25 protein-coding genes, 1 pseudogene and 1 riboswitch are annotated in these 26,472 nt (G+C 63.1%); of the genes and pseudogenes, 19 read left to right on the forward strand and 7 right to left on the reverse strand.

From position 1 onward, the window contains the following. The first annotated feature begins 97 nt into the window (after window positions 1–97). From GSQ73_RS08650 to GSQ73_RS08670, 5 genes are all read left to right on the forward strand, one after another. Window positions 98–1,570 carry a GTPase domain-containing protein gene (locus GSQ73_RS08650; protein ID WP_158883067.1) on the forward strand — a complete coding sequence of 491 codons (1,473 nt, stop codon included), beginning with the start codon at window positions 98–100 and terminating at the stop codon, window positions 1,568–1,570. A 106-nt stretch (window positions 1,571–1,676) separates the two neighbouring features. After that, window positions 1,677–2,291 carry a YceI family protein gene (locus GSQ73_RS08655; protein WP_158883069.1) on the forward strand — a complete coding sequence of 205 codons (615 nt, stop codon included), beginning with the start codon at window positions 1,677–1,679 and terminating at the stop codon, window positions 2,289–2,291. After that, window positions 2,288–2,866: a cytochrome b gene (locus GSQ73_RS08660; RefSeq protein ID WP_158883071.1), complete on the forward strand. Its 579-nt coding sequence runs from the start codon at window positions 2,288–2,290 to the stop codon at window positions 2,864–2,866. The genes GSQ73_RS08655 and GSQ73_RS08660 overlap by 4 nt, the downstream gene beginning before the upstream one ends. Next, the gene (locus tag GSQ73_RS08665) at window positions 2,863–3,408 is read left to right on the forward strand and encodes a YceI family protein (protein ID WP_158883073.1); all 546 of its coding nucleotides are present in this window, start codon (window positions 2,863–2,865) and stop codon (window positions 3,406–3,408) included. Before GSQ73_RS08660 ends, GSQ73_RS08665 begins: the two co-directional genes overlap by 4 nt. A gap of 11 nt (window positions 3,409–3,419) precedes the next feature. Next, window positions 3,420–4,784, forward strand: a complete 1,365-nt coding sequence (locus GSQ73_RS08670; RefSeq protein WP_158883075.1) for a GTP-binding protein — start codon at window positions 3,420–3,422, stop codon at window positions 4,782–4,784. Window positions 4,785–4,843: 59 nt separating this feature from the next. On the opposite strand, the gene GSQ73_RS08675 is transcribed toward GSQ73_RS08670, so the two are convergent. Then, on the reverse strand, window positions 4,844–5,080 hold the full coding sequence (locus GSQ73_RS08675) for a glutaredoxin family protein (protein WP_158883077.1): 237 nt from the start codon (window positions 5,078–5,080) through the stop codon (window positions 4,844–4,846). 63 nt (window positions 5,081–5,143) lie between these two features. Here GSQ73_RS08675 and GSQ73_RS08680 point away from each other — a divergent pair, with 63 nt between their 5' ends. From GSQ73_RS08680 to GSQ73_RS08695, 4 genes are all read left to right on the forward strand, one after another. Continuing rightward, window positions 5,144–6,526 carry an L-serine ammonia-lyase gene (locus tag GSQ73_RS08680; protein WP_158883079.1) on the forward strand — a complete coding sequence of 461 codons (1,383 nt, stop codon included), beginning with the start codon at window positions 5,144–5,146 and terminating at the stop codon, window positions 6,524–6,526. A 283-nt stretch (window positions 6,527–6,809) separates the two neighbouring features. Further along, complete coding sequence (locus GSQ73_RS08685; protein ID WP_158883081.1) at window positions 6,810–8,474, forward strand: APC family permease; 1,665 nt, start codon at window positions 6,810–6,812, stop codon at window positions 8,472–8,474. Between the two features lie 111 nt (window positions 8,475–8,585). Then, window positions 8,586–9,272, forward strand: a complete 687-nt coding sequence (locus tag GSQ73_RS08690; protein ID WP_158883083.1) for a hypothetical protein — start codon at window positions 8,586–8,588, stop codon at window positions 9,270–9,272. 318 nt (window positions 9,273–9,590) lie between these two features. Next, complete coding sequence (locus GSQ73_RS08695; RefSeq protein WP_158883085.1) at window positions 9,591–10,280, forward strand: hypothetical protein; 690 nt, start codon at window positions 9,591–9,593, stop codon at window positions 10,278–10,280. Between the two features lie 96 nt (window positions 10,281–10,376). Here the strand turns inward: GSQ73_RS08695 and GSQ73_RS08700 are convergent, their stop codons facing one another. Together GSQ73_RS08700 and GSQ73_RS17865 are read right to left on the reverse strand one after the other, a co-directional pair. Next, window positions 10,377–11,231 carry a hypothetical protein gene (locus tag GSQ73_RS08700; RefSeq protein WP_158883087.1) on the reverse strand — a complete coding sequence of 285 codons (855 nt, stop codon included), beginning with the start codon at window positions 11,229–11,231 and terminating at the stop codon, window positions 10,377–10,379. Window positions 11,232–11,271: 40 nt separating this feature from the next. Then, window positions 11,272–11,409 carry a hypothetical protein gene (locus GSQ73_RS17865; RefSeq protein ID WP_174236081.1) on the reverse strand — a complete coding sequence of 46 codons (138 nt, stop codon included), beginning with the start codon at window positions 11,407–11,409 and terminating at the stop codon, window positions 11,272–11,274. A gap of 165 nt (window positions 11,410–11,574) precedes the next feature. Between GSQ73_RS17865 and GSQ73_RS08705 the strand changes: the two genes are divergently transcribed. Beyond that, complete coding sequence (locus tag GSQ73_RS08705; protein ID WP_254063349.1) at window positions 11,575–13,776, forward strand: alpha-N-acetylglucosaminidase; 2,202 nt, start codon at window positions 11,575–11,577, stop codon at window positions 13,774–13,776. Here GSQ73_RS08705 and GSQ73_RS08710 read toward each other — a convergent pair. From GSQ73_RS08710 to GSQ73_RS08720, 3 genes are read right to left on the reverse strand one after another with little or no spacing between them, the layout of a single operon-like run. Further along, window positions 13,750–14,850 (reverse strand): homoserine dehydrogenase, encoded by a 1,101-nt coding sequence (locus GSQ73_RS08710; RefSeq protein ID WP_158883089.1) that lies wholly within the window; start codon window positions 14,848–14,850, stop codon window positions 13,750–13,752. The genes GSQ73_RS08705 and GSQ73_RS08710 overlap by 27 nt on opposite strands. After that, the gene (gene metB / locus GSQ73_RS08715; protein WP_158883091.1) at window positions 14,847–16,046 is read right to left on the reverse strand and encodes a cystathionine gamma-synthase; all 1,200 of its coding nucleotides are present in this window, start codon (window positions 16,044–16,046) and stop codon (window positions 14,847–14,849) included. Before metB ends, GSQ73_RS08710 begins: the two co-directional genes overlap by 4 nt. A gap of 57 nt (window positions 16,047–16,103) precedes the next feature. Next, window positions 16,104–17,123, reverse strand: a complete 1,020-nt coding sequence (locus tag GSQ73_RS08720; RefSeq protein WP_158883093.1) for a homoserine O-succinyltransferase — start codon at window positions 17,121–17,123, stop codon at window positions 16,104–16,106. A 79-nt stretch (window positions 17,124–17,202) separates the two neighbouring features. Then, window positions 17,203–17,318, reverse strand: a riboswitch (SAM riboswitch). A gap of 203 nt (window positions 17,319–17,521) precedes the next feature. On the opposite strand from GSQ73_RS08720, the gene GSQ73_RS08725 reads away from it, so the two are divergent. From GSQ73_RS08725 to GSQ73_RS08750, 6 genes are all read left to right on the forward strand, one after another. Then, window positions 17,522–18,157 carry a peroxiredoxin gene (locus GSQ73_RS08725; protein WP_158883095.1) on the forward strand — a complete coding sequence of 212 codons (636 nt, stop codon included), beginning with the start codon at window positions 17,522–17,524 and terminating at the stop codon, window positions 18,155–18,157. 9 nt (window positions 18,158–18,166) lie between these two features. Beyond that, window positions 18,167–19,183, forward strand: a complete 1,017-nt coding sequence (locus tag GSQ73_RS08730; RefSeq protein WP_158883097.1) for a cysteine synthase A — start codon at window positions 18,167–18,169, stop codon at window positions 19,181–19,183. A 73-nt stretch (window positions 19,184–19,256) separates the two neighbouring features. Further along, window positions 19,257–19,982, forward strand: coding sequence for a 2OG-Fe dioxygenase family protein (locus GSQ73_RS08735; protein ID WP_158883099.1), 726 nt, complete (start codon window positions 19,257–19,259; stop codon window positions 19,980–19,982). A gap of 68 nt (window positions 19,983–20,050) precedes the next feature. Next, window positions 20,051–20,827, forward strand: coding sequence for a hypothetical protein (locus GSQ73_RS08740; protein WP_158883101.1), 777 nt, complete (start codon window positions 20,051–20,053; stop codon window positions 20,825–20,827). Window positions 20,828–20,916: 89 nt separating this feature from the next. Beyond that, on the forward strand, window positions 20,917–22,092 hold the full coding sequence (locus GSQ73_RS08745; protein WP_158883103.1) for an acyl-CoA desaturase: 1,176 nt from the start codon (window positions 20,917–20,919) through the stop codon (window positions 22,090–22,092). A gap of 84 nt (window positions 22,093–22,176) precedes the next feature. Next, window positions 22,177–22,554, forward strand: coding sequence for a DUF1304 domain-containing protein (locus tag GSQ73_RS08750; RefSeq protein ID WP_158883105.1), 378 nt, complete (start codon window positions 22,177–22,179; stop codon window positions 22,552–22,554). Window positions 22,555–22,681: 127 nt separating this feature from the next. Here the strand turns inward: GSQ73_RS08750 and GSQ73_RS08755 are convergent, their stop codons facing one another. Then, window positions 22,682–22,984: a hypothetical protein gene (locus tag GSQ73_RS08755; RefSeq protein ID WP_158883107.1), complete on the reverse strand. Its 303-nt coding sequence runs from the start codon at window positions 22,982–22,984 to the stop codon at window positions 22,682–22,684. Between the two features lie 31 nt (window positions 22,985–23,015). Between GSQ73_RS08755 and GSQ73_RS08760 the strand changes: the two genes are divergently transcribed. The 3 genes and pseudogenes from GSQ73_RS08760 to GSQ73_RS08770 form a co-directional block, all read left to right on the forward strand. After that, complete coding sequence (locus tag GSQ73_RS08760; protein ID WP_158883109.1) at window positions 23,016–23,465, forward strand: hypothetical protein; 450 nt, start codon at window positions 23,016–23,018, stop codon at window positions 23,463–23,465. Between the two features lie 273 nt (window positions 23,466–23,738). Continuing rightward, window positions 23,739–25,868 carry an elongation factor G gene (fusA, locus tag GSQ73_RS08765; protein WP_158883111.1) on the forward strand — a complete coding sequence of 710 codons (2,130 nt, stop codon included), beginning with the start codon at window positions 23,739–23,741 and terminating at the stop codon, window positions 25,866–25,868. Between the two features lie 148 nt (window positions 25,869–26,016). Further along, window positions 26,017–26,472: pseudogene (locus tag GSQ73_RS08770) on the forward strand (hypothetical protein); the annotation flags it as partial.

Consider the following 26,472-nt stretch of genomic DNA (forward strand, 5'->3'; position numbering starts at 1 on the left):
CGCATCATGCCAAAACGCGCCAGACGCGGCGAGCGCGATTCGACGGGGTTGAAATGCACAATCGCAATGTGTGCGAGGAAAACAAACGGGAGGCTGTATGTCCCGGCGTCTGAGATGGATCATCAGCGCACTCGCCATGGCGGCGTTGCTGTGGTTGTTGTTCGCGGCAGCCGAACGCGCACTGGCGCTGGCGCAACGTTTTCTCGCACTACCCGCATGGCTGCAGTGGACGCTCGGCGCGGCGCTTTCCGTTTTCGCGATTGCGGGTCTGGCGGTGCTGTGGTGGTTGCTGCGACCACGACGCAAACGACGTCCGGTGAGCGCGCCGGATCGCGGCAGCCTGGAGCAGCGTATCGACCAACTGCGCGAACGCGGCGCGCCGACCGGTACGTTGAGCGCGGAACTTGGCGAACTGGACCGCCGCCGCGCAAGCGCACGCATCTACGTGGCATTGTTCGGCGAAATTTCCACCGGCAAATCCAGCCTGATCCGCGCGCTCGATCCGCACGCGCGCATTACCACCGACGCACGCGGCGGCACCACGCGCGCCGTCGCCCACTACGACAGCCTGTTGCCCGACGGTCGCACGCTGGTGCTGGCCGACGTGCCGGGCAGCCGCGAAAGCGGTGGCGAAACGCACGAAGCGCTGGCACGTGAAGAAGTGCTGCGCGCGCATGCGGTCGTCTATCTGTGCGCTGGCGATCTCAATCGCAGCCAGGCCGGAGAACTGCGCTGGCTCGCCGACTTCGGCAAGCCGCTGGTGCTGGCGTTGAACAAGGTCGATCAATGGACGCCGGTCGAACGCGACCAGTTGCTGAAAAGGTTGCGCGAACAATCGCGCGGTATCGCGGCCACCGTCGTTGCGATCAGTGCGGGTGGCAGCGAGCGCTATCAACGGCCATTGACGGACGGCCGCAGCGAATCGGTCGAACGCCAACGCAAGCCGGCGATCGATCCATTGCTGCAGGCACTCGAACGCATTACCGCTCCCGGCGCCGCTGCTCTGGAGGGCCTGCGCGAACACGCCGTGCTCGCCGGGCTACACGAACGCACCGGCACGCTCGAAGCACAGACGCGCGCGGCCGATGCCGAACGCATCGTGCGCAAGTACGCGCGTCGCGCCATCGTCGGCGCCATGGCTGCGGTCGCGCCCGGCAGTGATTTATTGATCCAGGGCGTGCTTGCCGCCGGCCTCACGCGCGACCTCGCGCAGCTTTATGGCGTGCGTGCCACCGAAGTGCAGATCGAGGATTTCATTCGCCAGGCCAAACTCACGCTGCGCACCGGCAGCTCGATCGTACTCGCCGTCGCCGGCAATGCATTGAAGGCGTTTCCCGGCCTCGGCACGCTCGGGGGAGGCGTGTTGCACGCGTTCGCGTACGCGCTGATTTTCGACAGCATGGGACGCGCACTGGCCGCGTCGCTGGCCGAACGGCACACGCTGGATCAGGACGACGCCGGAGCACGCCTGAAAGAGTTGCTCGCCGACCCCGGAAGCAACCGTTTGCGCCAACTGGCGACACTCACCATGGAAGCCTGGCGCGAACGCGAGCCGCCGCCTTCATCGTGAACGCAATTGCTCGCGAGTCAACTCTCACTCATCGAAGCATTCGGGAAACAATATGTTCATGACATTCCTCTGGCATGCCCGACCCCGATCGGCCAGACTTTCGCGCATGTCGCTCATCCGTTTCACCGGCCTGTTTCTCGTCGCAACCTGCGCGCTGTCGTCGACCCTCGCGCACGCAGCGGTCGCGAGCTATCGCTACGACACCGTCCACAGCCAGATACTTTTCAGCATCAGTCACGACGGATATTCGCGGCCGTTTGGACGTCTGCATATTGCGAAGGGATCGCTGCGATTCGATCCGAAGGACTGGAGCAAGGCCTCGACCGAACTCGACATTGACCTGGGCAGCCTCGACATGGGCGATGCCGACTGGAACGCCGCGGTATGCAAGCCGTCCCTGCTTGATTGCACGCACGGCCGCTATGCGCATTTCGTCAGCACCAGCGCCGAACGCAAGGATGACACGCATGGCGTGCTGCACGGCACGTTGACCTTGCGCGGCAAGCAGCAGCCACTGGATATTCCTTTCACCTTCAATCGCGTCGCGCGAACCATCTACGGCCTGCACGAAGTGGCGGGTTTCTCCGCCAACGTCGCGCTTGATCGCAGTGCGTTCGGCATCACCGCCTACTCCGGTTCCATCGGCAACCAGGTGAGCGTGTGGCTCGAGCTGGAAGGCATCCGCGACGACGACACGAATTCATCCAGGGATCACCCATGACCTTTCGCAACCGGCACAAATGGGGCGGGATGGCGCAGTTCTTCCACTGGGTGATGGCGTTGGCCATCCTCGGCAACGGCGTGTTCGGGTTGTTGATGGATCTGGCGCATTCGCCGATGCAGAAGATCAACTGGCTCGCGCTGCACAAGTCGATCGGCCTGACCGTGCTGGCGTTGTTCCTGTTACGTCTCGCATGGCGCATGGCTGACCGCCGTCCGCCGGAAGAACCCGCGCCGCGCTGGCAACAAGTCACAGCGCATGTCGTGCATGGCCTGCTCTACGTGCTGATCGCGGCGATGCCACTCAGCGGCTGGTGGTTCAATTCGGTCAGCGGCAAACCGCTGCAGTGGTTCAAGCTATTCAACCTGCCGGCACTGGCGCAGAAGAACGACGACATCCGTCACTTCGCGCACAACCTGCACGAATATCTTTTCTGGTTTCTGTTGCTGGTGCTGGTGGCGCATGTCGGCGCCGCACTGAAGCATCACGTGTTCGACAAGGACAACGTGCTGCGCCGCATGCTGCCGTTCGCGCGCCTACGCAACGATTCGACATCCAAAGAGGATCGCCCATGAAACGCGTTGCCATCGCACTTGCACTCGCCATGCCATTCGCTGCGGCCGCTGCCGACTACAGCGTGCAACCCGCGCAAAGCCAGCTCGGTTTCAGCGGCACATTCCAGGGCGCTGCCTTCAACGGCCACTTCACGCAATGGACCGCGGCGATCAGTTATGACCCTGCGAATGTCGCCAGCTCGAAATTCGATGTGACGGTGACGCCGGCGAGTGCCGTGTCCGGCGACAAGGATCGCGATGGCGCGATGCCGGGCAGTGATTTCTTCGACGTCGCGAAATATCCGAGCGCGCATTTCGTCAGCACCGCGTTTCATCAGAGCGGCGCGCAGGTGATCGCCGGTGGCAACCTCACGCTGCGCGGCGTGACCAAACCGGTGAGCCTGACGGTGACGTTCAAACCGCAGGGCAGCGGCGCCACGCTCGACGTGAGCGGCACGGTGAAACGACTCGACTTTGGCGTCGGCGCCGGTGATTACGCCGACACGTCGGTGATCGGCGCCGATGTGAAAATCACCGCGCATCTGCAGCTCGCGCCGAAATAATCGGCAACACGATGGCGCGCGAAAATCTATGGCAACGCCTGCGTGGCTGGATCGCACCCGATCCGGTCGCCGAGGTCGCCATCCCCGCGCCGCGCGAATGGGCGAATTCCCATCGCGTGGAAGAAAGCCTGCGCAGTCTGCTCGACGATCCGACCATCCCTGCGTCCGTACGCAGTGAACTGGCGAGCGATTTCGGGCGCATTGAAACCATGCTGGAGAAACTCGAGCGCGGCGAACTGCATGTCGCCGTGTTCGGCCGCGTTTCCGCTGGCAAGTCGGCGCTCGGCAATGCGCTGCTGGGCCGCGAAGCGTTCGTCGTCGGCGTATTGCACGGCACGACCACCGACGCCGAACACGCGATGCTGGACGAAGCGCAGCACGATGGGCTGGTGCTGATCGACACGCCCGGCATCAACGAACTGGATGGCGAAGCGCGCGAGCGACTGGCGTTCGACGTAGCCGAAGTCAGCGACCTGGTGGTGTTCGTCTGCGATGGCGACCTGACCCGCGAAGAACTCGATGCATTGAAAACGCTGGCCGCGACGCAGCGCCCATTTTTGCTCGCATTGAACAAGGCCGACCGCTACGGCGACGACGAACTGCGCGATCTTCTCGATCACCTGCGCTTGCGCGTCGCCGGCCTGGTGCGCGGGGAAGACGTGATTGCGGTGGCCGCGCATCCGGCAGCACAACGTATTCTGGAAGTGGATGCGCAAGGTCGCGAACACGCGCGCGAGCAGACGCGCACGCCCGATGTCGCCGCGTTACGCGAACGCCTGCTCGCCATCGCTGCACGCGAAGGCAAGACGTTGTCCGCGATCAACGCCGGGCTCTACGCTGGCCGGCTCACCGATCAGGTCAGCGCGCGCATCGCGCAGACACGGCAGGCCGTTGCCGCGAAACTCATCCACAACTACTGCATCGCCAAGGGCGTGGCCGTTGCCCTGAATCCGATTCCGGTCGCCGACCTGCTCGCCGCCGCCGGTCTCGACGCGGCGATGGTCGTGCAGTTGTCGCGCATCTATGGACTACCACTCACGCGCGCCGAATCCGGGCGACTGGTTGCGGTGATCTCGGCGCAGCTCGCTGCATTGATGGGCGCGATCTGGGGCATGCAACTCGTGGCTTCGGCGCTGAAAGGCATGAGCGCGGGATTGTCGGTCGTAGTGACGGCCGCGGCGCAGGGCGCGCTCGGTTGGTACGCCACGGTGCTGATCGGACGCGCTGCAGAACGTTATTTGATCGCCGGAAAATCCTGGGGCGAAGCCGGCGCCAAACGCGCCGTCGCCGACATCGTCGCCAGTCTCGATCGCGATTCGATCCTGCGCGAAGCGCGCGACGAAATTCTCAAGCGATTGAAGTCGAACAAGCCATAAAGGGCTGCGCAGATCCTCGGACTTGGAACCCCTCTCCTGCCCGCAGGAGAGGGGGCGGATCATCGCGGAATGGAGAGAAACGCGCACACCGCTTGCGCATCGAACGGCCAGTCGAGTTCACGCTCGTCGCTTGCGTTGCGCAGCACCGGCACGCGCGTGCCATAGCGCTGCTGCAGTTGCGGCGAATCGTCCACCCACACGCTTTCGAAATCCGGCGCGTGCGCTTCGGCGAGCACGGCAAGCGCCAGATCGCACAGATGACAGTAGTCGCGCTGGTAGAGGATCAGGTCGGACATCACGGGCGCAAGCCGGGTGGCAGCGTAGAATAGCTGACCTCCCTTTCCTTTCCCGTGCACATCATGGCCGTCAGCGTATTCGACCTGTTCAAGATCGGCATTGGCCCATCGTCATCGCACACGGTGGGGCCGATGCGAGCGGCAGCGCGTTTTGCCGAACGCTGGCTGGACGAAAAAGGCGTGTTGAGCCGCGTGTCGCGAATTCGCGCGGAGCTTTACGGTTCGCTGGCGATGACCGGCCGCGGCCACGGCACCGACAAGGCCGTGCTGCTCGGTTTCGAAGGCCAGTGGCCGGACCGCGTCGATCCGGACCAGATCCCGCAGATTCTCGAACGCATCCGCGGCACGCATCGCCTGCGCCTGCTCGGCACGCACGAGATCGAATTCGACGAGAAGCGCGACCTGGTGTTCAACAAGCGCCAGAAGCTCCCGTTCCATACCAACGGCATGCGCTTCAGCGCGTACGACGCCGAAGGCCACGAGCTCGCCACGCGCGATTACTACTCGGTCGGCGGCGGCTTCGTGGTGAACAACGACGAGGCCGCGGAAGATCGCATCGTTGCCGACACCACCGAACAACCCTATCCGTTTTCCACCGGCGACCAGATGCTGGCGCTGTGCAAGAAACACGGCTTGACCATCGCGCAACTGATGATGGCGAACGAATCGGTATGGCGACCCGAGGCGGAAACTCGCGTGGGCCTGCTGACGATCTGGAAAGCGATGCAGGACTGCGTCAATCGCGGACTGCGCTCACCCGGCGTGCTGCCCGGCGGCCTGAAAGTCGCGCGCCGTGCGCCGGCCATGGCCGAGGAGCTGCGCAACCAGCACGAAGCGGCGTTTCGCGATCCGCTCACCATCCTCGACTGGGTGAATCTCTACGCGCTCGCGGTGAACGAGGAGAACGCCGCCGGCGGTCGCGTCGTCACCGCGCCTACCAATGGTGCCGCCGGCATCGTCCCGGCGGTTGGTCATTACTACCAGCGCTTCTGCCCGAAGTCCGACGAGAACGGCATCATCGAATACCTGCTCACCGCCGCGGCCATCGGCATTCTCTACAAGGAAAACGCCTCGATCTCCGGCGCCGAAGTCGGCTGTCAGGGCGAAGTCGGCGTGGCCTGTTCGATGGCCGCTGGCGGCCTCACTGCTGCACTCGGCGGCAACGTGATGCAGGTGGAGAACGCGGCCGAAATCGGCATGGAACACAACCTCGGCCTCACCTGCGACCCCATCGGCGGACTCGTGCAGATTCCATGCATAGAACGCAACGCGATGGGCTCGGTCAAGGCGATTAACGCCAGCCGGATGGCCCTGAAAAGTGACGGCAAGCATCGCGTATCGCTGGACAAGGTGATCAAGACCATGCGCGACACCGGTCGCGACATGAAGGACAAATACAAGGAAACGTCACGCGGTGGGCTGGCTGTGAATGTGATCGAGTGCTGATGGCTTTCGGCCTGATTGCGCGGCTGCCAGCTTGTCCTTCGCGGGCAGGCCCTTACAGAGCAACTCTTCGAGAGTCCAGCCTTCAGGAGCATGTCGATTTGGCCGTCCAAATGGAGCGCTTCGAAACGCGTCACGCACGAAATCCTCCACTTCACCAATAACCAAAAGTCCCAACGGCCCGCCATAAAGTCATAAGCACCATCCGCCGCCGACGGGTGACACGACGCAACCACTCTGCAACCATCGAAGCTCAAGGCGTATAGCCTCCCGCACCGGAATCCTCATGTCCCAGAACAACAAACTCCGTCGCGATGTCGGGCCGATGGCCCTCATGTTTACCGGCCTGGGGTCGATCATCGGTTCGGGCTGGCTGTTCGGCGCGTGGAATGCGGCCAAGCTCGCGGGTCCTGGCGCGGTGTGGGCGTGGGTACTGGGCGCGGCGATCATCCTGTCGATTGCGCTGACCTACGCCGAACTCGGCTCGATGTTTCCCGAATCCGGCGGCATGGTGCGTTATGGCCATTACTCGCATGGCTCGCTGGTCGGCTTCATTGCCGGCTGGTCGAACTGGATCGCGATCGTTTCGGTGATCCCGGTCGAGGCCGAAGCATCGGTGCAATACATGTCTGGCTGGAAATGGCAGTGGGCGCGGGATCTCTTTCACCAGGTACCCGGCGCACACGGCGAACTCAGTGATACCGGCGTGGCCATCGCCGCTGTGCTGGTGGTCATTTATTTCCTGCTGAATTTCTGGAGCGTGAAACTGTTCGCACGCTCCAATTCGCTGATCACCATCATCAAGCTGATCATTCCCGCCGCGACCGGCATCGCGCTGATTGCCAGCGGATTCCATCGCGAAAATTTCTCGGTCGGCATCGATGGTGGCGGCCATACCAATGATTTCGCCGCCATTCTCACGGCGGTGGCAACGGCCGGCATCGTCTTCAGCTTCAACGGATTCCAGAGCCCGGTGAACCTTGCCGGCGAAGCGCGCAATCCGGGACGCAGCATTCCGTTCGCGATCATCGGCGCGATCGCGCTGGCGACGGTGGTGTACGTGCTTCTGCAGGTGGCGTACCTCGGTTCGGTGCCGCAATCGCTGCTGGCGAAGGCCGGCTGGCACGGCATCAATTTCAGCTCGCCGTTCGCCGAACTGGCGGTGATCGTCAATCTCAACTGGCTGGCGATTTTGTTGTACGCCGATGCGTTCGTCAGCCCCAGCGGCACCGGCATGACATACACCGCATCCACCGCGCGGATGATCTACGGCATGGAGCGCAACGGCACGCTGCCGAAAATCCTTGGCCACATCGACCCGAAATGGGGCGTGCCGCGTCCGGCGATGTGGCTGAACCTGGTGGTGTCGTTCCTGTTCCTGTTCTTCTTCCGCGGCTGGGATTCGCTGGCCGCGGTGATCTCGGTGGCAACGATCATTTCGTACCTCACCGGACCGGTGAGCGTGATGACGCTGCGCCGCACTGCGCCGGAACTGCGTCGCCCATTCCGCCTGACCGGATTGCCGGTTATTGCCGGCATCGCTTTCATCATGTCGGCTGAACTTCTGTACTGGGCCAAGTGGCCACTGACCGGAAAGATCATCCTGCTGATCGTGGTCGCGCTCCCTATCTACATTTACTACCAGTGGAAAAGCGGCTGGCACGATTTCGCCCGCCAGATGAAGGGCGCGTGGTGGCTGGTCGCCTACCTGATCTCCCTTGCAGTGGTTTCGCGTTTCGGCAGCACGCGCTTCGGCGGCCTTGGTTATCTGCCTTACGGATGGGATCTGGTGATCGTCGCGGTGATCGGCCTGCTGTTTTTCCTGTGGGGCGTGAACTCCGGCTGGCGCACACCATCCGTCGAGGCGGCCCAACTTGAAGCGCACGCTGATTCGGTATCGCCGCTGGTGCCGCCGGATGAAGCGACGGCGGAGCGCGTCACCGGGCGCTAATGAATCGGATGATCAACCACCGGTTTCAGGCGATTGCGGCGAAGGGGACAGGCAAGCGATATCCGAATCTTTTTTTATTTGGTTTTAGCCGCCCACGTACGAGGGAGCGTCATGAAAACCGGACTGAAGAAATTACTGTGCTGTATTTCGCTGAGCGCAATCACCGCTGCCTCGGTCGCTTCCGCTGAAAATGCACCGACTCTCACCACTAAAGCTGACGAAAAAATCGATAACTGCATTCCAGGCCTGGAAAGCATCCTCCCGAGTGACTATTACGCCTGCCGTGCGAAGTATCACTTTCAACGCAAGCACTATAGGCAAGCGGTGGAAACGCTCAAGATGGCCGCGGACTGGGCTAACAAGGACGCCCAGTACACGCTCGGTTTGATTTACTTCAATGGCGATACGCCGGGCATTGCCATTGATCGTGCACAAGGTGTGGCGTGGCTGGCTTTGGCAGCAGAGAGGAAGAATCCCGTTTACGTGCGCACGTACCTGGCAGCTCGACAGGCAATCGACTCTGCCGAACTCCGTACTGCGACACTGCTATTTGCAACGATGAACTTGCGATACGGCGACAAGGTGGCGGGCCCCAGGGCCATGCGCAACTTTGACCATCAGGTCACCTATCATCAAGCCCAGATGATCAGCGGAAACAGCGTTGACTTTCCGATCAATGGATATGACCCGGTGCCTGGAAGCAACACATCAGTTCTACACTTTCTCCATACCTTGGCAGACAAGGACTTCGAAGGGCTTCAAGGTACCGTGACCGTGGGTCCCGTCCAACAACCATAGCTACAGTTGAAACCAAGGGAGCACAAGATCACGTACGCCATGTTCGATGCGAAAAACTGCATCCTGAGGCGTGTACGGGCGAGCGTCGTGGTGACGCAGGTGATACTGCAGGGCTCTTGCAGGCAACCACAGATATTCCCATGACCGCAATGATCAGCGTGGGCAGGCAGGCCGCCATCCCCCGAAGCCGAACAACGAATGGCCGGGCACATCACCATGCAATGAAGCCCGGTCAACACGCGCGAGACTGAAACGTTTGCGTTAGGAATTCGAGGGCGCTCGTTCGGCGCCGACCGCTATTGCAACCAAGGAACTGTCATGAAAACCGGCTGGATCATGCTGGCCTGCGCCGCGTTGGGCACGCTCACCACTGCGTCGATCACCCTGGCACAGGACACTCCGGCGTCCGCATCGTCCGCTGCTGCGCCGGTCGACGAAAAAATCTACGGGTGCATCGAAGGTTTCTCGGACATCCTGCCCGGCGAGTATTACGCCTGCCGCGCGAGGTATCACTTCCAGCGCGGGCACAATGCGCAGGGCGTCGAGATGTTGAAGGATGCGGCGCACTGGGCCAACAAGGATGCGCAATATGCCTTGGGACTTATGTTCTACAACGGCGACATGCCCGGCATACCGGCGAACCGGCCACTCGCCCTGGCCTGGTTGGCGCTGGCAGCGGAGCGCAAGAAACCCGACTATATGCAGACCTATGCAACTGCCCGACAGCAAAGCAGTCCGCAGGACCTGCGCGCAGGCGGTCTGCTCTGGCAAACGATGCGCAGGGAATATGGCGACAAGGTTGCCGGCCTGCGCGCGCTGCGCCGCTTCAACCAGGAAGTGAAGCCGCTGGAAGACGCATCCAAATTCGGTGGGATCGCCTATCTCAACGGCTATTCGCCGTTCCCCGAAACGGCGAACAAAGTGGTCGACGATCTGCATGCGATCGCGGACAGGGCATTTGACGGGCTGCAGGGAACGGTAACAGTGGGTTCGCTGCAGACGAAGTGATGACACAGCCCGCTCTGCAGGAACGCTCATAAAAAAGACGCGCAGCCAGGCTGCGCGTCTTTCATTTAGCCATCCATTTGGCTATTGACGAAGTTTTCAGAGCCCGCGATACGGACGACCTTCGTAACGACGCAGGTGGTACACGCGATGCACATTGCCGGCGCCCATGCTGCCACCAATGGCTGCGGTGATGAGCGCGAGCAGGCCGGCGATGAAGGCGATCCACAGCGCCATCGACGTGTAGTGCGCGGCACGATCCGCATTCGCGCGAATATTGGCGTTGGCTGCATTTCCTTCGGTCACCAGGCGTGGCAAGGTCTGATCGATCGACTCGGCCGATGTGCCGTTCGCCATCAGCAATGCGCGAGCCGTATCGGTGTGGTCGGCGAGGATCGACGCGACGATCGCGTCGTCACTGTTGTCACGCCCGCCCGGGCGGCCATCGCCCGGTACATGGTCGGTCATGCGGCGCACGTTGGCCTGAAGTATCACCAGCGCGTCGTTGTCGGTGGCTGCTGCGGCCATCGGTGCGCGGCCACCATCCATCGGTCCGCCCATCGGCGCGTGGTGATGCATCGCGTGACCCAATCCCAAGGACATCCACAAGGCGGTTGCGGTAAGCGACAAGCCCCACACCGCGACGCCGTGCATCGCGCCCATGGTTTCATCGGTGCGCGCGTCGAACCAGCTGGCGAACATGCCGCCTACAAACAAACCCGCGGCCCATGCCACGATCAACCAGATCGCGGTGCCGACGCCAATGCCCTTTGCGGCGCCAGCTACATCGTTCGGATCGAACGCAGCGAAGCCCAGCGCGAGACCGGCGACATAAAGCAGCCCGGCCACCGCGGTAGCGACGAGCCAGCCGGCGATGATCGCGCCCCAGCTCATGCGCGGATGGAGCAAGGGAGTTGCAACAACGGTATCGATACGATCGCTCGTGACAGCCATGAGGTGATTCCTTTTCGAGATGAGTTGGACGCTGCCGCGATCAGGCGCAACCGCGCAGCAGAGCGATAAGAATCAGTACCGGAATCGGTACGCCCAGGAACCACAGCAGCACATAGCCGATGCCGCCGCGCTGTTTGCCGGCCTCGGACATCTCGGTGTTTTTCTTGATCTCGGACATGGCGCTCCCTCCGTCGACGATGCGGGCAAAACGCCCGTGGGCCGCACGTTGGCGCGGCGCGCGTCGTTGCGATGTGACGGATCATCGTGATGGTGTCTTCACGCCGGAGTGATCGTGCGCGCCACACGACACGCTTCGCGTTCGCGCACGCACTATGCTCGGCGCATGCGCAATTTTTTCCGTTGCATCCTGCTGCTGACCTGCCTGACTGGCGTGATCCCGATGGCTCGCGGCAACGGTCCCGGCGGATTCGATATCCACACCGAACGCGCAGTACTTCAGCGTGTACTCGGCGCGCACGCGTCGCAGATCGAACTGGCTGCGATACAGGCACACGATGGTCGTGAGCGGTTCCGCATTTCAGGCGACGGTGGCCACATCAAGGTCGAAGGCAGCACACCGAGCGCGTTGTTGTTCGGCGTCAACTGGTATCTGAAATACGTGGCGAAGCTACAGGTGTCGACCAATGGCGATCAGCTCGGCACCCATCCGCTACCGTTGCCACGCGAACCCATCGAACGCGACACGCCGTTCCGCTATCGCTACGCGCTCAACCAGAACACCGACGGCTACAGCTCGCCTTACTGGGACTGGTCGCGCTGGGAACACGAGATCGACGTACTCGCGTTGTCGGGCATCAACGCCATGATTGTCGAGCGCGGCATGGACAGCGTGCTCTACGAAACCTTTCGCGACGTGGGCTACAGCGACCGGGACATCCGTGCATGGATCACCCAGCCCGCGCACCAGAACTGGCAGCTGATGGGCAACCTGTGCTGCTTCGACGGTCCGATCAGCGCGGCGTTGATGCACAAGCGCGCGCAGTCCGCGAAGCAGATCATCGCGCGTCTGCGCGAACTCGGCATCACGCCGGTACTGCCCGGTTTCTACGGCATCGTGCCCGCGGATTTCCCGAAGCGATTTCCCGCCGCGCACGTCGTGCCGCAGGGCGAGTGGGCCGGTTTCACGCGACCGGGCTGGCTCGATCCGCGAGGCCCGATGTTCGCGAAGATCGCAAGCGCTTTCTATCGACACCAGCGCGAGCTTTACGGCGACAGCAGCATCTACGACATGGAAGTTTTCCAGGAAGGCGGTAGTTCCGGCAACGTGCCGATCCCTGAAGCTGCACGCGATGTACAGGCGGCCCTGCAGGCGGCACATCCGGACGCGTCGTGGATGATGCTCGCCTGGCAGGGCAACCCGCGACAGGACTTGCTCGCAGGTGTCGATCGCAAGCATCTCTTCATCATCGACATCGATCACGATCGCGTACCACGCAACGATCGCCAGAAAGATTTCCAGGGTGCGCCATTCCTGATCGGCGGCATCTGGGCATTCGGCGGCCGCGTCACGCTGGGCACCAGCGTGCGCAATGACACCGAACGCCTGCAGCGCATGGCGCGCGACAACAACAACATGGTTGGCACCGCGGTGTTTGCCGAGGGCATGGACACCAATCCGTTCGCCTTCGACCTTTTCACCGAGATGGCCTGGCGAAAAGAGCCCCTGGACATGCCGAGATGGACGTCCGATTACGCGCAGCGCAGATATGGCGCCGGCGATGTGCACGCCATTGCCGCATGGAAGATTCTGCTGGCGACGGCTTACGACATCCGCGTCGACAAGGTTGCATTCAACAGCGAGCGCGATGCCGCACAGGAGTCGTTGTTCAATGCGCAACCAGACCTCGACACAAATCGTGCATCGCACTGGTCGCCAGAGGCCATGCGCTACCCGGCCGATGCATTCCGACACGCCCTGACCGAATTGCTGCAGGTGTCGCCCACCCTGCGTGAAAGCGACACCTATCGCTACGACCTGGTCGACGTGGCGCGACAGACGCTGGCAAATGAAAGCCGCGTACTGCTGCCGCAAATCAAGGCGGCGTTCGAAACCCGCGACCGCTCACGCTTCGAAGCACTGAGTGCGCGCTGGCTGCAGTTGATGGATTTGCAGGACGACTTGCTCGCCAGTCACCGCGACTTTTTGCTCGGCCGCTGGCTTGCGCCGGTGAACAACTGGGCATCGACGCCCGATGAACAGGCACGTCTCGAAATCGACGCGCGATCGATCCTCACTACGTGGGGCGATCGCAAGGCGAGCGAAGGCGCCGACCTGCACGACTACGGCAACAAGGATTGGGCGGGCCTGACGCACGACTATTACCGCCCGCGCTGGCAACGCTACTTCGCTGCACTGGACGAACAACTGCGCTCGGGCAAACCTGCGGCGCGCATCGACTGGTTCGCGTTCGGCGACGCGTGGAACCACCAGCGAAAACGTTACGCGACCGAAGCAAATGGCGACACATGGCGCATCGCCACGCGAATCGATCAGACGTTACAGACGATCGAGGCCAACCGCTGACTCGAGCACATCGCCCAGCAAGGCCTGCGCCGTCACTTCCGGGCCGGCGCCAGGGCCCTGGATCACCAGCGGTTGCGCGTTGTAGCGCGTGGTGGTGAGAGCGAACTGATTGTCAGTGCCATACAGACGCGCGGCGGGATGCGTGAGCGGCACTTCCACCAAGCCGACGCGTGCGCGACCGCGTTGATTGAGTCGCGCGAGAAAGCGCAGCACGCAGCCACGGGCTTTCGCCTCGGCATGACGTTGCGCGAGCGACGCGTCCAGTTCGTCCAGACGCGCGAGAAACGATTCGCCGTCGATCGTGCGCAGCGCTTCGGGCACCAGACTCTGCACGTCCACTTCTTCCACGCCGAGCGCGAAGCCGGCGTTGCGGGCGATGATCAGCAGCTTGCGCGCCACGTCTTCGCCGGAGAGATCCGAACGCGGGTCGGGCTCGGTGTAACCCTGCACTCTTGCCTCGCGAAGGAGTTCGGAAAACGGACGGCTGCCGTCGTATTGATTGAACAGCCACGACAGCGAACCGGAGAACACGCCTTCGAGTGTCAGCAGACTGTCGCCGCAACTGCGCAGCCGACGCAGCGTCGACAACACCGGCAGCCCCGCACCCACGGTGGCCGAGTCGCCGTAGCGGCCGCCTTTCGCCGTGGCCGCCTGCAGCGCACGCCAGCCGGACAACTCGCCACCGGCCAGCGCCTTGTTGGCGGTGACCACGTGATAACCGCGCGCCAGCCAATCCGTGTGTCGCGCCGCCAGCGCCGCGTTCGCGGTGGCATCGACGATCACTTTCGCGCCCGTGTTGCTTGCATCGAGCGCGGCAAGCAGCAGCGCGTCGTCGCGCACGTCGCCGCGGTTGTTCAACTGCTCGCGCACACCGCGGCTCGCAAGGCTGGCCGCGTCGGTCTGCTGGCGACGTGAATTCGCCACGCCGACCAGTCGCAACGACGTTGCGGCGGGCGTGTTCAACAGTTTGAGAAAAGCCCCGCCGACGACGCCGGTGCCGAGCAGCACCAGCGCGATGGCCTGCCTCGCCTGCGGCGTTGCCGCGACGACCGGATCGTCGAGCACCGCACTCATGCGATGGCCCGGCCGGCTTTTATTTCGCGCGTGGGGCCAACGGCCTGCGCGCGCGCCAGGGCCGCATCGAGATCGCGCAGCAGATCGTCGCCATCCTCGATGCCGACCGAAAGCCGCAGCAGGCTGTCGGCAATGCCGGCGGTCGCGCGCGCTTCGGGCGCCATCGAGGCATGCGTCATCGACGCGGGATGCGCGATGAGGCTTTCCACGCCGCCGAGCGATTCGGCCAGCGAGAAATATTCGAGTCCATCGACGAACGCCTCGATCTGCTTCACGTCGCCTTCGAGTTCGAAGCTCAGCATGGCGCCGAAACCCTGCTGCTGGCGCGCTGCCAGCGTGTGGCCGACATGGCTCGTCAAGCCCGGATAGTAGACCTTGCGTACGGCCGTATGGGCGTCCAGACGTTCGGCGATGCGCACGGTGTTTTCCTGATGCTGGCGCAGCCGCACGCTCAGCGTGCGCAGGCCACGCAAGGTGAGATAGCTATCGAATGGCGCGCCGATCAGGCCATTGCAGTTGGCCCACCATTTCAGCTGGTCGAACACGGCGGCATCGCGCGCCACCACGGCGCCGCCGACCACGTCGCTGTGCCCGTTGATGTACTTGGTGGTGGAGTGCACGACCACGTCGGCGCCCAGCAGCAGCGGTTGCTGCAGCGCCGGCGACAGGAACGTGTTGTCGACCACCAGCAAGGCGCCGGCCGCGTGCGAAGCCTGCGCGACGTGGCGGATATCCGTGATGCGCAGCAGCGGATTGGAAGGCGTCTCCACCCAGACCAGCGCGGGCTTTTTCGCCAGGCCCGCAGCCAGCGAGACGTTGTCGGTAAGGTCGGCGAACTCGACGCTGAAGCGGCCTTTCTTCGCCCATGCATCGAGCAGACGCCAGGTGCCGCCGTAGCAGTCGTGGGCGGCCAGCACCGTGGCGCCTGCGGGCACCAGTTCCAGCGCCAGCGCCACCGCCGACATGCCGCTCGATGTCACCACGGCGCCTGCACCCTGCTCCAGTTCGGCCAGCGCGTTGCCAAGCAAGTCACGCGTGGGATTGCCGCTGCGCGAGTAATCGTAGGCGCGCTTGCCGCCCAGCCCTTCAAAGCTGTAGTTGGTCGATAGATGCAGCGGCGGCACCACGGCGCCGTGCTGGGTATCGCTCTCGATGCCTGCGCGCACGGCGCGGGTACAGGGGGCGGACTCGCTCATGGTGTTCTCCGAAGTTCTGGGTGGCGCACTGATGTGATGAATGACGAAACGATGGAATCAGCGAAGGGCGTCGCGCAGCAGCGGCGCGAGTTGCCCGGGTTCCTTCAGAAAGGCGTCGTGGCCGTACGGCGATTCGACCACCTCAAGTGTGGCCGGCCCATGCAGGCGGCGCTGCAATTCGCACAGGTCGCTCAGCGGCACCAGCCGATCGGACGGAAAGCCGATCAATGTCGCCGGCGTCGGCACCTGCTCGGGCGCGATGTCGTGCAGATCGATCGATTCGGACAACGCGAGGAAGCGATCGGCATCAAAGCGCTCGACGAAACGGCGACCCTGATGATCGAGATAATCCTCGACCGGGAAATGAAACCGGCCATCGCGGAATTCCGGGCCGCCGGCAAAACGGCGGGCGAATTCGTCGCTGCCGCGATAGGTGGTCATGGCCAGTTGACGCGCCAGCGCGAGTGCTTCGTCGACCTGACCCGAAGCCTGTCCCAGCCGCACGATGCCGCGCTGCACGCTGCGCTGCGCGGTGCTGAGCGGATGCGCACGATGCGCGCCGGCCAGCAACACGAGGCGATCCACCGCGCGCGGGTGCCGCGACGCAAAAGCGAGCGCCACCATCGCGCCGTACGATGAGCCGACGAACGCGTGAACCTGCACGATGCCCAGCGCCTGCAGCAATGCTGCCAGAACATCCGCCTGATCCTCGCTCGACACCGCATCGGTGCCGAGATCGGCCGGCGTCACCCAGTCGATCGCAAGCACGCGATAGCGCTGCAAATCGATCGCGCTGCCGGCGCCGACGAGTTCCTGCCACCAGCCCGGCGCTGCTTCGTCGTCCAGTGCAACCACATCGCGACTGGCGGATATGCCGCCCTGCACGATCAGCGTCGGCGCGTCGGCCGCGCCACACCAGAGGTAGCGCACGTCGACCGTGGTCGGGCCTCGGCCATATTTCGGAGTGAAGGTGAGGCGTCGCGTGCTGCGCTGGGCGGTAAGCGAATCGCGTCGCGGCTCTACCCGCGAACGGGTGGAAGGGGCGATCGAGGCAACGGTGGCAAGCGACAGCGTCATGCGAATCTCCGGTCGGCATCGCCTGTGGATCCGGAGCGGGTGTCGGGCATGCCGGACAGCGATGCTGCGGCAAAAACGACCCCCATCTCTCGGTGGCGCCTTGCGCCTCCGCAGGATTTGGCACCGTGACGGAAACATTTCCCGCAGGTTGCCCCGGCATCAAAGGGCCTATCCCTCCGCCGGTCTCGATGAGTTCGCAAATATTGAACGCCTGAAGACCGCATGTCAATAGACGTCTAAACATCTAAACGTATATGCTGCAAAAGCATGACATTAGGCATGTATCCATCGGCGATGCCCCGCAGCGATCCATCACCAAAATCCAACAACCACCGGTAGTAAGCTCGCCTGCCCGCCCGGCGCCACGGCAGGCGCCACGCCAACATCAGGAGACAGCCATGAGTCTGCAACTGGGCGACGTCGCCCCCGACTTCACCCTAGACTCCACCGAGGGCACGATCCACTTCCATGACTATGTCGGCGATCACTGGGTGGTGTTCTTTTCGCATCCGAAGGATTTCACGCCGGTGTGCACCACCGAGCTCGGCGAGTTCGCCCGGCGCAAGCCGGATTTCGACGCGCGCAACACGCGCCTGATCGGGCTGTCGGTCGACTCCGTGGACGACCACAAGCGCTGGGCGAAGGACGTGGAAGATGTCGGCGGCACCGCCATCAACTATCCCCTGCTGGCCGATCCCGATCTGGAGGTGGCAAAGCTCTACGGCATGTTCCATCCCAAGGCCGATCCCAAGCTCACCGTGCGCTCGGTTTTCATCATCGATCCGAACAAGAAGGTGCGGCTCACGCTGACCTATCCGCCGAGCGTCGGGCGCAATGTGGACGAAGTGTTGCGTGTGCTCGATTCGCTGCAACTCACCGACGGCCGCAAGCTCACCACGCCGGTGAACTGGAAGGCTGGCGATGACGTGATCATCGCGCCGTCGGTGAACGACGAGGATGCGAAGAAACTTCATCCCGGCGGATGGAGAACCTTGAAGCCGTACCTGCGCATGGTGCCGGCACCGAAGGACTGACGCGCATCCATGACCGTGTATCGAGACCTATCCGCCATCGTCGGCCGCACGCCGCTGCTGCGGCTGCGCCATGCCTCCGAGTCGACCGGCTGCGAGGTGCTGGCCAAGGCGGAATTTCTCAGCCCCGGCGGTTCGATCAAGGACCGCACAGCCCTCGGCCTGCTGCTCGACGCCGAGCAGCGCGGCTTGATTCGTACGGGTGGAACGATCGTCGAAGGTACCGCGGGAAACACCGGCATCGGGCTCGGCTTGCTGGGCGCGAGTCGAGGCTATCGCACGATCATCTTCATGCCCGAAACGCAGAGTCGCGAAAAGATCGATGCGCTGCGCCTTACCGGCGCCGACGTTCGGCTCGTGCCGGCCGTTCCGTACAAGGACCTGAACCACTACGCGCATCAGGCCCGCGCGTATGCAGCGACATTGAATAACGACGACGCGGGCAGCGCATGGTTCGCCAACCAGTTCGACAACACCGCCAATCGCGATTTCCATGAAGCCACCACCGGCGTGGAGATCTGGGAACAAACGGACGGCCGCGTCGATGGCTTCGTCTGCTCCGCCGGCACGGGCGGCACGCTGGCGGGCGTCGGCCGCGCGCTGAAGGCACGTCGACCGGATATGCGCATCGCGCTGGCCGATCCGGCCGGATCGGCGCTGGCCAGTTACGTCAACAATGGCGAGCTCGTCGCCACGGGACAATCGATCAGCGAAGGCATCGGTTCAAGCCGCATCACCGCCAATTTCGAAGGCGCGCCGATCGACCTTGCCTGGTCGATTCCCGACGACGAATCGGTACCGCTTTTGCATCGACTTCTGCACGAGGAAGGTTGGTGCGTGGGCGGATCGAGCGGCGTGAATCTGGCCGGCGCCATGCGTCTCGCGCGCGAACTGGGGCCCGGGCACACCGTGGTCACGGTGCTCGCGGATGCGGGAACACGCTACCAGGCCAAGTTGTTCAATCCCGCTTTCTTGCGCGAGAAAAACATCCCGGTGCCCGAATGGCTCGCGCGCGCGTTTCCTGCGTAAGTCGACCATGCATTGCAGCATCCATGACCTTCGATCCATCGCCGCTTCATCGGCGCGCTGATAACGTGGCTCGATGATCCAGACGCCCAATCCTTTGATACTTCCAGACCAACTTCGCCGCGACGGCTTCACCTTCGTCACCGGCGACGTCATGCGCAGCCGGCTCGGCGCAGATGCGCTCACCGACTGGCAGGCTTTCGCCGCGAGCTGGAACGATCTCGCGCCGGATACCTATCTCGCCGCACGTGGTCGTCACAGGCGTCGACGCCACGCCGTGTTCGCGAGCGATGCGGCCGACGACATCCATCGCGAGCCGCACCAGCCGCATTATCAAAGCCTCACGTACAACGCCTTGCAGGGTGACATCCAGCGCTGGTTCGAACCGATAGCCACGCCAATCGGCGATGGCGCCAGCATGCGGCGCATCCTTGCGTTCTGTCACCAGCTTTTCGGAACACTGTCCCCGAACACGAAGCGCTGGCACATCGAAGTGCACCAGTTCCGCATCGAGGCGCGCGCAGGTGAAGCCGGCGAACCTACGCCCGAAGGCGTGCATCGCGATGGCGTGGATTACGTGCTGGTGTTGCTGGTCGATCGCGTGAATATCGAAAGCGGCACCACCACCATTCACGCGCATGACGGTACGCAATTGGGCAGCTTCACGCTCACGCACGCACTGGATGCGGCGCTGGTCGACGATGCGCGCGTGTGCCACGGCGTGACCGCGGTGACACCGCTCGATCCCGCACTGCCAGCCTATCGCGATGTGCTCGTGGTGACTTTCAAAGCGAGCGCGTGAGCGTGCGCATGGGAACTACCGGCGCATCGAAACAATCGACCGTTGCATGAGCACAAGCATTGAACCGAATGTTGAACATGCAAGAAGCGACATCGACCACGCAGGTTGCCAACAAGGTCGCCCAGGTCACGCTGGCGTTCTGGATCATGAAGATTTGCGCGACCACGCTGGGCGAGACCGGCGGCGATCAGTTGTCGATGACCATGCATGTGGGCTATGCGGTCAGCACGATGATTCTGATGGGGCTTTTCCTGATCACGCTGGGCCTGCAACTCGCGGCGAAACGATTCCATCCGCCGATCTACTGGGCGGTGATCCTCACCACCAGCACCGCCGGCACCACCATGTCCGATTTCATGGATCGCACGCTGGCGTTGGGCTACGCCACGGGCGCGTCAATCCTCGCCGGCTTGCTGCTGCTCGTGCTTACGGTCTGGCACGCGAGCGAGAAATCCATTTCGGTCGAACACATCCACAGTCGGCGCGCGGAAGTTTTCTACTGGACGGCCATTCTCGTCTCGAACACACTCGGCACGGCGCTCGGCGATTTCCTCGCCGACGATTCGGGACTCGGTTTCCTTGGCGGCGCGATGCTGATCGGCGGCGTCATCGCTGTGGTGGCGCTGGCTTATCGCTACACGACGTTGAACCGCGTGCTGCTGTTCTGGATCGCCTTCGTACTCACACGACCGTTCGGCGCGACCTTTGGCGACCTGTTAACCAAGCCGGTGAGCCACGGCGGATTGAATCTCGGTACGGCCGGTTCATCGCTGGTGCTGACGGCGCTGCTTGTGATGCTGGTTGCATGGACGACGTACAGGACGCCGCGCGCGGCATCGCTCTGACGGTTTGCACGGCGCGACCCAACGCCTGAAACATCGGCATGTCGCGCAGCAGCGTAGAATGACGACTTCAATCGTCTGCAGGCTTGTCCATGTCCCTCGATTCATCACATCGGGAGACGGCCGGAGCCTCTTCCACCGATCCGCTTGAAGAACGCCTGACGTTCAGCGGCGACAACACGTTCCATCGCGAGCTGCGTCGTCGCGTGGAAGCGGAGTTCAAGCGCACCGGAACGTCGCAGCGCGACAGCCCGCGCATGTATCTCAAGACGGCGGTGATCCTCGCTGTGTTCGCACTGTCGTACGTCGCGCTGGTGTTCTTCGCGGCCAATGCATGGCAAGCGGTGGCGATCGGCATCGTGCTCGGCACGGCCACTGCCGGCATCGGTTTCAACATCATGCACGACGGCGGGCACCAGTCGTATTCCGCGCACCGCGGGGTCAACCGGCTGATGGCGCTGGCGCTGGATCTGGTGGGCGGAAGTTCGTACATCTGGCAATGGAAGCACGCCCGTTTCCACCACACCTGGGTCAACGTGGCCGGTCACGACAGCGACATCGATCTGGGCGTGCTGGGACGGTTGTCGCCACTGCAACCGCGACGTCCCTGGCATCGCTGGCAGCACATCTACCTGTGGCCGTTGTACGGCGTCACCGCGATTCGCTGGCACCTCTACGGCGACTTCCGCGACATGATCACGGGCACCGTCGGCGAGCGACCGTTCGCGCGACCGCGCGGATGGGATCTCGCCGGATTCGCGCTCGGCAAGCTGGTGTTTTTCACGCTCGCCTTCGGGCTGCCGCTGTTCTTTCATTCGATCGGCATGGTGCTGGTTTTCTACACGCTGGTATCGGCGGTGGCCGGCCTGTTGCTGGCCCTCGTGTTCCAGATGGCGCATGTGGTCGAGCCGGCTGCGTTCCCGGTGCCCGACGAAGCGCTTCGACTCGACACGCCCTGGGCGATCCACCAGTTGCAGACCACGGTGGATTTCGCGCGCGATAACCGCGCGCTGAGCTGGTTTATCGGCGGGCTTAATTTCCAGATCGAGCACCACCTCTTTCCGCGTATCTCGCACGTGCATTACCCGAAAGTCGCGCGCGTGGTGGAAGCCGCGTGTCGCGAACATGGCGTGCCGTATCTCGTCCATCGCAGTTTTGCCGCGGGCATCGCCTCGCATTACAGGCTGTTGAAACGGCTCGGTCGACCGGTCGTCGCCGAACTCGATATCGTTCCCGTGCTGATAGCGGTGCCCGTCGCAACAGGCTGAGCGGTTCCCAAGTGCGTTGCGATGAGCAGGGACGACTGCGACACTTCGCGACAAAGCGGCGGGTTGCCGCTCAAGGAAGCCATGATGTCCATCGCCGCGAATGTCGTGATCGCCTTGATCGCCTTGCTGCACGTGTGGTTTCTGATCCTTGAAATGTTCCTGTGGACGCGCCCGTCCGGCCGGCGCGCTTTCGGTCTCACACCTGAATTCGCCGAGCAGTCCAGGACGCTTGCTGCCAACCAGGGGCTCTACAACGGTTTCCTGGCTGCCGGCCTGGTGTGGGGACTTCTGACCACGCACGACGGCATCGAGGTGAAGGTGTTCTTCCTCGCCTGCGTGCTGGTCGCCGGCATCTATGGCGGCCTCACTGCCAGCCGCAAGATCCTCTGGATCCAGGCCTTGCCGGCGCTGATCGGCCTGATCCTGGTCCACCTCCCGATGTTCCTGCCCGCGCATTCCTGACGCGTTTGCTTTTCGGCGCGTTCTTGAATATGACCGCTGGAATAAAGGTCAGAATCTGACGCATTCGACATAGCCGACAGCGCAACACGATCAATTGCCTGCAAATACGCAGCGATACCGATTCGATTCACGATGGCTTGATGGCGAGCAGGAAAATGCGAATCTCCTGACACGGCTGCGGCATGGATAGCCGGTCGAGCATCCCGCGTCGAAGCTTGGGCGGCAGGCATCTGGCTTGGTTTCCGCCGTCATCCGCGACTGCTTGTGCCTTCGCGGCAAGGTCCGGCAGCTTGCCGATCCGCTGCATCACCCTCAGCCCCGCAAGCCCCGCTAACTCTCGGTTCTTCACAGTCAGTGGCACCCCTCTTGCATACGTTCCCATGAGCCGGAAGGCGCAATTGGGGAGGGCCTGGATGTCGTGTCCGGCCATCCTTCCGGCACCCGCTACGAGAGGAAGGCGCATGCTTGCGATGAGTGAGATTCCCTACAACATCACCGATCCGTTCGCGTCCACGCTGAGGACGTTTCTCGATCATGCGCGGGCGATCGCCAGCGGCAAGGTCGAGGACGACGACGGCTTCAGCTGGTTCCTGGCCACCGAATACCAGTGGGAAGTGGAAGCGGCTTGCGAGGTGCTGGTGGAATCGCCGGCGGATCAGGTAACGCACGCCGAGAAGGCCGCGTTGAACAAGTTCCTGGCCGACATGCCCGCCGTGCGCGACGCGCTGAAGGCGTTCAAGAAAAACGCCACCGGCGCCGCAACCGCCTCGGCCGCACGCGAATGGTCCGACTGGCAGGACGTCTCCACCCTGCCGGCCTGGCGCGATTTCTCCATACGCACCGCGGTTCTGTTGAGCCAGCTGGGCAAGGCGGCGCAGAACGACGGGGATTTCTTCGCCGGCCACCGCTGAGCGGAAGCACCAGGGGCGCAAGTACGAAGGCCGGCCCATGCCGGCCTTCGGCATGAAAGGGTTGATGCCCGCCGCCCAGACCTCGGACTCCAGGCCGGACCAGAGCAAGCTGGCGCCGCAGCAGCTATAATGGGCGGTCGGACGCGTTGGCGCTCCGCCTCGCGGGTCTGCGCACGTCAGTCCAGGGCCGCATCCGCATTGAAAAAGTTTTCATGGGGCAGCACCTGAGCTGTCCTGCTCACGCTTTCCCAAACGACTTACGGAATCAAGACTGTGGCCCGCCAGAAACCTCTCAGCCTCTACCGCAACATCGGCATCATTGCGCACATCGATGCTGGCAAGACCACCACGACCGAGCGCGTGCTGTATTACACCGGCAAGAAGCACCAGATCGTCGACGTCCATGACACCAAGGACGGCAAGGGCTCCACCACCACCGACTACATGGAGCAGGAGCGCAAGCGCGGCATCACGATCCAGTCCGCTGCCGTGTCGACCGAGTGGAAAAACCACCAGATCAACGTGATCGATACCCCGGGACACGTGGACTTCACCATCGAAGTGAACCGTTCGCTGCGCGTGCTCGACGGCGCCGTGGTGGTGTTCGATGGCGTGGCCGGCGTGGAACCGCAGACCGAAACCAACTGGCGCCTGGCCGATCAGTACAACGTGCCGCGCGTCTGCTACGTCAACAAAATGGACCGCATCGGCGCGAACTTTGCGCACTGCGTCAAGGGCATTCGTGAGCGTCTCGGCGCTCCGGCCCTGCTGTGCCAGATTCCGCTCGGCAGCAGCGACGAGTTCTGCGGCATGGCCGACCTGGTCGCCAACGTCGCCTACATCTGGGCGTCGGACGACAAGGACAGCACCTGGGAAACGGTCACGTTTGAAGAAGCGAAAAACCGCCTCAAGTTCGGTTCCACCGTCGACAACGACTGGGTTGCCCAGTTGCCGAAGCTGCGCGAGGAAATGCTGGAAACCGCGCTGGCGATGGACGACGACGCGTTCGAGAAGCTGATCGAAACCGGCGAGCACGATCCTGTCAAGCTCAAGGAATGCATCCGCAAGGGTTGCGTCACCGGCAAGCTGGTACCGGTGTTCTGCGGCTCGTCGTACAAGAACAAGGGCGTGCAGCAGCTGCTGGACGCCGTGGTCGATTACATGCCGTACCCAGGCGAGAACGGCGGTATCGCGATGGTCGACGAGGACGGTAACGTCATCGGCGAGCAGGAAGTACGCGACGACGCACCGGCGCGCGCGCTGGCGTTCAAGGTCATCAACGACCAGTTCGGCACGCTCACCTTCTGCCGCGTCTATTCGGGCGTGATCAAGAAGGGCGACACGCTGACCAACGTCACCCGCGGCAAGAAAGAGCGCGTGGGCCGCATCGTGGAAGTACAGGCCAATGCCACCAAGGAAATCGACGAAGTGCGCGCCGGCGACATCTGCGCGTTCGTCTCGATGAAGGACACCGAGACAGGCGATTCGCTGTCCGATCCGGCGCATCCGGCCCTGCTTGAGCGCATGCGCTTCCCCGACCCGGTGATCAGCGTGTCGGTCGAGCCGAAGACCCGCGGCGACGTCGACAAGATGTCCACCGCGCTCTACAAGATGGTCAAGGCCGATCCGTCGCTGCGCATGGAAGTGGATCAGGAAACCGGCCAGACCGTGCTCAAGGGCATGGGCGAGCTCCACCTGGAAATCACCATTGACCGCATGCGCACCGAGCTCGGCGTCGAAGCCAACATGGGCAAGCCCAAGGTCAGCTTCCGCGAAGCGTTTGGCAAGACCGTCGAGCACACCTACACGCACAAGAAGCAGACCGGCGGTACCGGTCAGTTCGCCGAAGTGAAGATCATCTTCGAGCCGGGCGAGCCGGGCACCGGCGTGGTGTTCTCCGACGAAGTGGTCGGCGGACGCATCCCGCGCGAGTTCATCCCCGCGGTTGAGGCAGCCATCACCAAGGAATCCCGTCAGGGTCAGGTCGCCGGCTACCAGGTGCTGGATTTCAAGGCACGCCTGATCGACGGCAAGTTCCATGACGTCGACTCCTCGGCGCTCGCCTTCGACATCGCCACCCGCGCCTGCTTCCGTGAAGCGCAGAAGCTGTCCAAGCCGAAGCTGCTCGAGCCGGTGATGAAGCTGGAAGTCGTCACCGAGGCGACCTATCTCGGCGACGTGATCGGCGACATGAACCGCCGTCGCGGCTCGATCACCGAGCAGGGCCAGAAAGGTACCAACGCCTTCGTGCAGGGCTTCGTGCCGCTGGCGGAAATGTTCGGCTACATCAACTTCCTGCGTTCGGCCACCAGCGGTCGCGGCAACTTCACGATGATCTTCGATCATTACGAAGAAGTGCCGGCCAGCATGGTCGAGAAGCTGATGGAAAAAGAAGCAAAGTAATTCTTTGCTTCACCGTGGCGGCCTCGGTCGCCACGACACCAGAAAGCCCGGGCGAACCCCGGGCTTTTTGTTGGGCGATGAAAAAGTTCTGCACCGGCCGGACACGACCGCTGGCATAGACTGCGTCCCTGCCCTCGGGAGTCTTCGCATGCGCAATCTGGATTTCAGTTCGTGGCAGGGTCTGCTTTCGACGCTGTTAGGGCTGGCCGTGATCACGCTGATCGGCGTCGGTATCCGATTGCTCGCCATGCAAGTGATCCAGCAGCGCCGTGAGCGCGAGAACCGGCAGATCAACGAGCGCCTGCGCACGCTCATCGCTGCGTACAAGACACTCGGCGGCTCCTTCACCGGCAACCTCGCGGTCGATCCCACACACCTGCGCGATCTGCGACGCCGGGCGGAACTCGCCGCCGCCGCAACCAGCGCCGACGATGCCGCACTCGCATCGACCACGAACGATTCACCGAGCGTCGAACGCTCGCGACGCATCCGCGACGCGGTCGAAGCGGCGCTGTCGGACATCATCCTGCTCGGCACCGAAGATCAGGTGCGGCTCGCCGCCAAGGCTGCCACCGAACTCGTCGCCGGCCGCCCCACCGACACC

The sequence above is a fragment of the Rhodanobacter sp. L36 genome (assembly GCF_009765755.1).
GTDB lineage: Bacteria > Pseudomonadota > Gammaproteobacteria > Xanthomonadales > Rhodanobacteraceae > Rhodanobacter.

Excerpts from the sequence above, each read along its gene's own strand:
- GSQ73_RS08755 (WP_158883107.1), bottom strand. The coding sequence starts at position 22,984 with ATGGCCGGACACGACATCCAGGCCCTCCCCAATTGCGCCTTCCGGCTC.
- GSQ73_RS08690 (WP_158883083.1), top strand. The coding sequence starts at position 8,586 with ATGAAAACCGGACTGAAGAAATTACTGTGCTGTATTTCGCTGAGCGCA.
- metB (WP_158883091.1), bottom strand. The coding sequence starts at position 16,046 with ATGAGCGAGTCCGCCCCCTGTACCCGCGCCGTGCGCGCAGGCATCGAG.
- GSQ73_RS08660 (WP_158883071.1), top strand. The coding sequence starts at position 2,288 with ATGACCTTTCGCAACCGGCACAAATGGGGCGGGATGGCGCAGTTCTTC.
- GSQ73_RS08710 (WP_158883089.1), bottom strand. The coding sequence starts at position 14,850 with ATGAGTGCGGTGCTCGACGATCCGGTCGTCGCGGCAACGCCGCAGGCG.
- GSQ73_RS08745 (WP_158883103.1), top strand. The coding sequence starts at position 20,917 with ATGTCCCTCGATTCATCACATCGGGAGACGGCCGGAGCCTCTTCCACC.
- GSQ73_RS08700 (WP_158883087.1), bottom strand. The coding sequence starts at position 11,231 with ATGGCTGTCACGAGCGATCGTATCGATACCGTTGTTGCAACTCCCTTG.
- GSQ73_RS08760 (WP_158883109.1), top strand. The coding sequence starts at position 23,016 with ATGCTTGCGATGAGTGAGATTCCCTACAACATCACCGATCCGTTCGCG.
- GSQ73_RS08705 (WP_254063349.1), top strand. The coding sequence starts at position 11,575 with ATGCGCAATTTTTTCCGTTGCATCCTGCTGCTGACCTGCCTGACTGGC.
- GSQ73_RS08750 (WP_158883105.1), top strand. The coding sequence starts at position 22,177 with ATGTCCATCGCCGCGAATGTCGTGATCGCCTTGATCGCCTTGCTGCAC.
- GSQ73_RS08735 (WP_158883099.1), top strand. The coding sequence starts at position 19,257 with ATGATCCAGACGCCCAATCCTTTGATACTTCCAGACCAACTTCGCCGC.
- GSQ73_RS08650 (WP_158883067.1), top strand. The coding sequence starts at position 98 with ATGTCCCGGCGTCTGAGATGGATCATCAGCGCACTCGCCATGGCGGCG.
- GSQ73_RS08685 (WP_158883081.1), top strand. The coding sequence starts at position 6,810 with ATGTCCCAGAACAACAAACTCCGTCGCGATGTCGGGCCGATGGCCCTC.
- GSQ73_RS08680 (WP_158883079.1), top strand. The coding sequence starts at position 5,144 with ATGGCCGTCAGCGTATTCGACCTGTTCAAGATCGGCATTGGCCCATCG.
- GSQ73_RS08740 (WP_158883101.1), top strand. The coding sequence starts at position 20,051 with ATGTTGAACATGCAAGAAGCGACATCGACCACGCAGGTTGCCAACAAG.
- GSQ73_RS08695 (WP_158883085.1), top strand. The coding sequence starts at position 9,591 with ATGAAAACCGGCTGGATCATGCTGGCCTGCGCCGCGTTGGGCACGCTC.
- GSQ73_RS17865 (WP_174236081.1), bottom strand. The coding sequence starts at position 11,409 with ATGTCCGAGATCAAGAAAAACACCGAGATGTCCGAGGCCGGCAAACAG.
- GSQ73_RS08725 (WP_158883095.1), top strand. The coding sequence starts at position 17,522 with ATGAGTCTGCAACTGGGCGACGTCGCCCCCGACTTCACCCTAGACTCC.
- GSQ73_RS08730 (WP_158883097.1), top strand. The coding sequence starts at position 18,167 with ATGACCGTGTATCGAGACCTATCCGCCATCGTCGGCCGCACGCCGCTG.
- GSQ73_RS08675 (WP_158883077.1), bottom strand. The coding sequence starts at position 5,080 with ATGTCCGACCTGATCCTCTACCAGCGCGACTACTGTCATCTGTGCGAT.
- GSQ73_RS08655 (WP_158883069.1), top strand. The coding sequence starts at position 1,677 with ATGTCGCTCATCCGTTTCACCGGCCTGTTTCTCGTCGCAACCTGCGCG.
- GSQ73_RS08720 (WP_158883093.1), bottom strand. The coding sequence starts at position 17,123 with ATGACGCTGTCGCTTGCCACCGTTGCCTCGATCGCCCCTTCCACCCGT.
- GSQ73_RS08665 (WP_158883073.1), top strand. The coding sequence starts at position 2,863 with ATGAAACGCGTTGCCATCGCACTTGCACTCGCCATGCCATTCGCTGCG.
- GSQ73_RS08670 (WP_158883075.1), top strand. The coding sequence starts at position 3,420 with ATGGCGCGCGAAAATCTATGGCAACGCCTGCGTGGCTGGATCGCACCC.